Origin of the sequence: uncultured Cetobacterium sp. (assembly GCF_947039425.1) — a bacterium.
In the GTDB taxonomy this organism is placed as follows: Bacteria; Fusobacteriota; Fusobacteriia; order Fusobacteriales; family Fusobacteriaceae; genus Cetobacterium_A.
The window spans coordinates 1-6,051 of sequence record NZ_CAMQYW010000105.1 but is presented as its reverse complement, the minus strand read 5'-3'; the positions used below and the strand labels follow the sequence as shown (position 1 = coordinate 6,051).

The window sequence follows — 6,051 nt, the reverse complement described above, 5'->3', positions numbered from 1 at the left end:
TAGTAATTATCAATTATATAATCTAGGGAGAATATTATTATATGACATTCAAGATGTTGATATGTACAATGCTATTAAACCATTTATTAATATAATGAAAAATGAGCAAAAAGAGGAAAATAGAGAGAAAGTTTATGATAAAATAGTTTATTTAATATCTAAAAATATTCCATATATTCCTTTAGCTCATAATAAAAATTTGATTATTGGAAATGAAAAAATAAAAGAGTTGAAATAAGAGGTGAGAAATGAAGAAATTATTATTTCTAGTAATATTTATATGTATATCAATTTTTAGTTTTTCAGATGATGAAATTGAAAGAAGTGTACAAATGCCAGTTTTTGGAGAGATAATGGACTCTTTAACAATTAGATCAAATGGAGATTTAGATTTTGGGAATGTTTTACCGGGAATTCCTGTAAATGATTTAAAATCTAGTTTTTCTATAAAGGGAGAAGGACTAGCTAGAGTTATTATTAAAGGAAATGGAGAGTATGAAGCAGGAAGTGATAATTATCATTTTAACTTAGTAAATGAATATGGAGATACGATGCCATTTATATATTATTATAGTGTTTATAGAATGATAAATCCAAGTGAAAAAAATATTCCAGTAATATTAGGATTAAATGGAAAATTAAGAGTAGGAATCACTGCTGGAATAAGACCAATATCTAATCAAAAAAAAGGAGTTTATAGAGGGAAATTAGTTTTAAGTGTGAGATATGATTAAAGGAGTATTCTTATGAAAAAAATATTATTATTATTATTTATAAGTTGTTTTGTAAATACATATTCCTATGACCTTGACGATTTAGATATTAAGGTAGGAGATGGATTTTTAAATTCAAAGATTTCAAACAATAGTTCTCAATATATACAAGATGATGAAATGGCTAGAATTACAATAAGAAAAGATTATGAAGGAAGAGAAGATTATGGAGATAGATTTATAAGGTATGAATTATTTCCAAGAGGTAGAAGAGTTCAATTTAAATCTTTAAATGGAAGAATAGCAAATGATATGGAGATTGATAGAATATATTTGAAAAAAAAAGTTGGAAATATAGATAGAAATTATTTAACTTTTGATTATAAGGGAAGAATAGAGTTAGGAGTTGGTGGAGTTTTTAGAATTGGAAAAAATCTATCTTTAAATGGAGAGTATGTAAGCGATCCAATTACATTAAAATTATGGAAAGATGACGAAGTGGAAACTGTTATTTTTAAATATTATGTTAATGTATTAGGAAGTCTAGAATTGAAAACAGAACCAATGTATTTGGGAAAGGGAATTAGAGGAGATACATTATCTTCAAAGCGAGATGGATTCCCAGGAATTCTTTATATAAAAGGTAAACCAGGAGAAGAAGTTGAAATTGAATATCCTAAAAAAATATTTATTTATAATCAAAATAGAAGAGGAAAATTGGAAGTAGATATTAATTCGAACCTTAGAGATGATGATGAAGGAGATGACGAAGTTGAACTTAATTATAGAGGAACAGCAAAAGTTGAGTTTAATGGAATGGCAAAAGATACAAGAGGAGCTAGTAGTGGAATATATAGTGGTACATTATTAATAAAGGTTAGGTATGATTAGTGAAAAGAAAAGTGAGGGATAAAATATTTTTCTTATTTTTCCTATTACTTCTTTTTTCAAATAAAATATATGGAGAAAATAGAGAGACATTAGATGATGCTTATGTAGAGATACATAGTAAAAAATTAAAAGATGATTTTTTCTTAGTAAAGTATGATTTTGATAGAGATAAAGTATTTGTAGGATTAAAAACACTGTTTTATTTTTTAGAAATATATACTGTAGAGATTAATTTAGAAGATAGGAGTATAGAAGGAGAAATAGACGGAAAAAAAATAGATATAAAGTTTTCTCAAAATGAGTGTAAGGTGATTGACGATGATTTATATATTGATTTAAATGTTATAAAAAATAAATTACCTTTTGATGAAGCTGAATGGTCAGGAGAAAATTTAAAACTAACATTAAATCCAACTTTTGTTCTTCCTTATGAAGAAAGAGAAAAAAGTAAAGTTGAAAGATTAAGATTAAATGATCAAAAATCAAATAAAAAATACAGAGTGGTAAGAAATAAAAACACCCTTATATCTCCTGGTTTATTAAAAATAAATTTTATGAAAAATGATATTGAAAATGCTGAAGAAAATATAAATTTAGAATATGGAACGCAGTTTTTATATGGAGATCTATATATAAATCAAAAATTAAAACCACAAAGTGAGTTGGAAAATTATAAATGGACATATAACGATTTATATAAGGAGAATGATTTAGTAATAGGGGATTTTTATTTGAGAACACCTGATTTTTTAAGAGTAAACTCTTCTGTTGAAGGAATTAGTTTTGGAAAAGAAAATACATATAGTTCAACAGAGAACAACGTGACTATAATTGAAGGTGAAGCTCAAGGAGCAGATATAATTGAGCTTTATCAAAATGGGATGTTAATTGATTATAAGAATCCTACAACAAGAAGATTTGAATTTAAGATTAGAGAAAGAAACTATGGAGGAGAATATAGTTTAAAAATTTATTATAAAAATGGACAGATAGAAAATAGAAAAGTTTATACTTTAAGTGATGTTTCTATTTTAAATAAAGATGAAGTGAATTATAATATTCAATATGGAAAATCTGATGAAAAATTACAAAGTATTTTTCAAGTTGATTACGGTGTAACTGATGATTTATCTCTTGGAATAGGAGTTATGAATTTATTTTCTGAAAATAAAAGAGAGTTTAATATTGTTAAAAGTGAGTTAGCATATAGAACTAATTTTGATAGTTTTCCAACACTATTAAGTTTAAAAAATTTTTATGAATACGATAAAAAAGAGAATAGTTATGAATTGAAAATAGATCAAAAATTAAAAGATATTAATTTGATTTTTAAAAGAGATGAATATTCAAAATATTTGGGAGAAGAAAATAATGTGAAATATCATAATGAGATTGGTTTATTAAAAGAGTTTTCTTTAAATAGGATCGCTTTTGGTTATTTAGAAGAGGTGGATTTCAAAAATAATGAAAAAGAAAGTGGATATTATTTAAGTTTAGAAAATAGAAGTTTTAGAAATTATTCTTTATTTATTGATACAGAGTATAAAAAAAATAGATCAAACGAGAAGATTATTGAAATAAATCCAGGAATAACTTATACAGGGTTTAATAATATAAGTTTATTATTTCAATCTAATATAGAGAATAGAGATTCAGAAAAAAATGTTGATTATTCAGTAAAAATGTTAAGTAGAAGAAGAAAAATAAAGGATTCGTCTATAGAGTATAATTTTAGTGGAGAAGTTCGATATAATGATGCAGATAAATTTCTATTTACTCTTGATTTTAATTTGTATTTTGATGGACTTTTTTATTTAGAGCTTCCTGTCAATAGATCAGAAGAGAATGACTATACTGTTGGAATAAATGCAGAAAAAGTTATAGATTTATCAAATTTAAAAAGAGTTGTAAAAGATAGAGAAGTTGATAACTCTTGGATTTTTGGTAAAGTATTTATAGACACAAATAGTAATAAAATATATGACAAAGGAGAAAAAACTATACCAGATATAAAGATAATAGTTGATGGGAAAAAGTTTCAAACAAATAGTAAGGGAGAGTATATATCAGATGGATTATTACCTCAAGAAAAATATAAAGTAGAAATTGATAGAAAATCAATAGATCCAATGTTAAAACAGATTGAAAATAATGTAAGGGTAGAAACAAAAGCTTCTGTTGGAACTGAATATAATATTCCTGTCCAAGCAATATCAATGGTAACAGGGAATATACTGAAAGGGGAGGGGATATCTTCTGATGAATTTATTCGAATAGTAAGTATGACAACAATTGTATTGGAAAAAAACGGCGAATTTTATAAAGAGATAGATCCAGAATTCGATGGGCTATACTTCTTTGATGATGTATTGCCAGGGGAGTATGATCTTAAGTTTAATTATTTAGGAAGTGATCCTATAATATTTACAGGCGAAAAGACTAAAGTTATTGTAAAATTAGAAAATGATGATGAAGGAGAGTATTTTGAAGGATTTGATGTAACTGTTAATAAAACAGCAGAGGATAAAATTAAAAAAGTCAAAAAAGAACAAGATTCGGATGTTGATGATTTTGATGTAGATAGCATTTTAAATAATTTTTAAAGGAGAGAGTTAAATTGAGAAAATTTGGAGCAATAAAATTTTTTATAACTTTTATATTAGTTTTAAATTTGTCATATTCTAATGGACGAGTAGAAAGTATAAAAAATAAAAAAATAAAAAACCAAATAGTTTATTTTCAAAATGAAACTACTCCTTTTACAGGTGAGATGACAGGAGTAGATAGAAAAGAGGAGTATAAAAATGGAATAAAACATGGGATGTTTCAGGGCATAGTAAAGGATGAGGATAATGAAAAATTATTTTATGAGGGAAGATATGTAAATGGAATAAAGCATGGAACTTGGATGATAAAATATCCGAATAAATCAACAAAAGTAATATTAAGGTATAATTATGATAAACCAAATGGACAGTGGGCATATTTTTATGAAAATCAGAAAATAGAAAGTTATGAGAATTTAGAGGATGGAATATTATCAGGTAAGGTAGTAAAATATACACAAGGTGGAAATTTGTTATCTCAATTAAATTATGAACATGGGTTATTAAATGGTGAAGCAACATTTTTTTATAAAACAGGAGTTCTAGAAACGGTAACTTATTTTAAATTTGGAAAATTAGATGGTAAATTTAAAATGTTTTCTAGAGATGGAGCCCCTTTTTTAGAGGGAAAATATAGATTGAGTAAAAGAACAGGATCTTGGAACTTTTTTTATAAAACAGGAGATATAAAAACTTCTGTTAATTATAAAAATGGATATAAAGATGGTGCAGTAGTTATTTATGATAAAGCTGGATTAATAGCAGATAAATTTTATTTTAAAAATGGAGATGAAATAAATAAAGAAGGAGGGATAATCTCAAAGAGAACTAAATTTAAAGACGCTATAATAGATAGATTTAAAAAATTTAATAGGAATTTAAAGTATGAAAAGTATGATAGAATCTTAACAGAAATGGAGTGATATAATGAAAAAGAAAATGATATTAGCATTATTTTTAATTACAAATATAGTAGCAATGGCTTTTAATTTTAGTGTAGCACCAACAAGATTTGAATTAAATTTAGATAAGATTAATACCAATGAAATAGTTCTTATAAATAATACATCTGATCCTATGAGATTAGAAAGTTTTTTAGAAGCACCAGAAGGTTATGAGAAATATAATTTAAATGACAATATAAAATTATATCCTAAAATGGTAGCAATAAAGCCCGGTGGAAAACAACTTGTTAGATTTAGAGTAAAACCATCAAAAAATATGGTTGATGGAGAATATAAAAGTTATATTGTATTTAAAGAGGTTCCTTTAAAATTAAAAGATAAGAAAACAAAAGGCAAGTTAGATGTACAAATAAAAATGATAACAGAAGTTGGAATTAGTGTTTATGGTTCTTATGGAAATATAATATTAGATGCAACAGCTAACAATATGAAAATTAGTTATAATAGAAAAACTTCAGGATTAAAGGTCAACCTAGATACTTTTTCTAAGGGAAATAGTTCTGTAAAGTTAAGTCAAAAAATAGAAGTTCTTAATTCTAGTGGAAAAGTAATTGATAAATTTGAATCGCAATTGGGTAGAACTGCAAGAAATGGCATGAAAAAGATGGATAATACAATAAAAATTCCTAATCTATCAGGAAAAAAAGTTAGAATAACAGTTGAAAATCAAGATGGGAAAAAAATAATTCAAAAAACAAGTAATACTTTATAAAAATTAAAGAATGTCACTATATTATATTAGTGGCATTTTTAATTTAAAAAATTGTTGACATATATTAGCTATCATGATAGTATATTTTTCGTAGCGAGGATTATTCCTAAAGCACAACAGAAGGACATTAACAACCGAATAGAGAAAATAGTCAGAAGTTATGA

General features: G+C 25.4%; 5 protein-coding genes and 1 pseudogene. All 6 read left to right on the top strand.

All coding sequences use genetic code 11. From position 1 onward, the window contains the following. Positions 1–238, top strand: a pseudogene (locus tag Q0V09_RS06650) (ABC transporter substrate-binding protein); the annotation flags it as partial. 10 nt (positions 239–248) lie between these two features. Beyond that, on the top strand, positions 249–734 hold the full coding sequence (locus Q0V09_RS06645) for a hypothetical protein (protein WP_297487825.1): 486 nt from the start codon (positions 249–251) through the stop codon (positions 732–734). Between the two features lie 12 nt (positions 735–746). Continuing rightward, positions 747–1,604, top strand: coding sequence for a hypothetical protein (locus Q0V09_RS06640; RefSeq protein WP_297487824.1), 858 nt, complete (start codon positions 747–749; stop codon positions 1,602–1,604). Further along, complete coding sequence (locus tag Q0V09_RS06635) at positions 1,604–4,207, top strand: hypothetical protein (protein ID WP_297406844.1); 2,604 nt, start codon at positions 1,604–1,606, stop codon at positions 4,205–4,207. The genes Q0V09_RS06640 and Q0V09_RS06635 overlap by 1 nt, the downstream gene beginning before the upstream one ends. A 14-nt stretch (positions 4,208–4,221) precedes the next feature. Beyond that, positions 4,222–5,133 (top strand): toxin-antitoxin system YwqK family antitoxin, encoded by a 912-nt coding sequence (locus Q0V09_RS06630; RefSeq protein WP_297406842.1) that lies wholly within the window; start codon positions 4,222–4,224, stop codon positions 5,131–5,133. Between the two features lie 4 nt (positions 5,134–5,137). After that, positions 5,138–5,887, top strand: a complete 750-nt coding sequence (locus Q0V09_RS06625; protein ID WP_297406840.1) for a fimbria/pilus periplasmic chaperone — start codon at positions 5,138–5,140, stop codon at positions 5,885–5,887. Positions 5,888–6,051 lie beyond the last annotated feature (164 nt).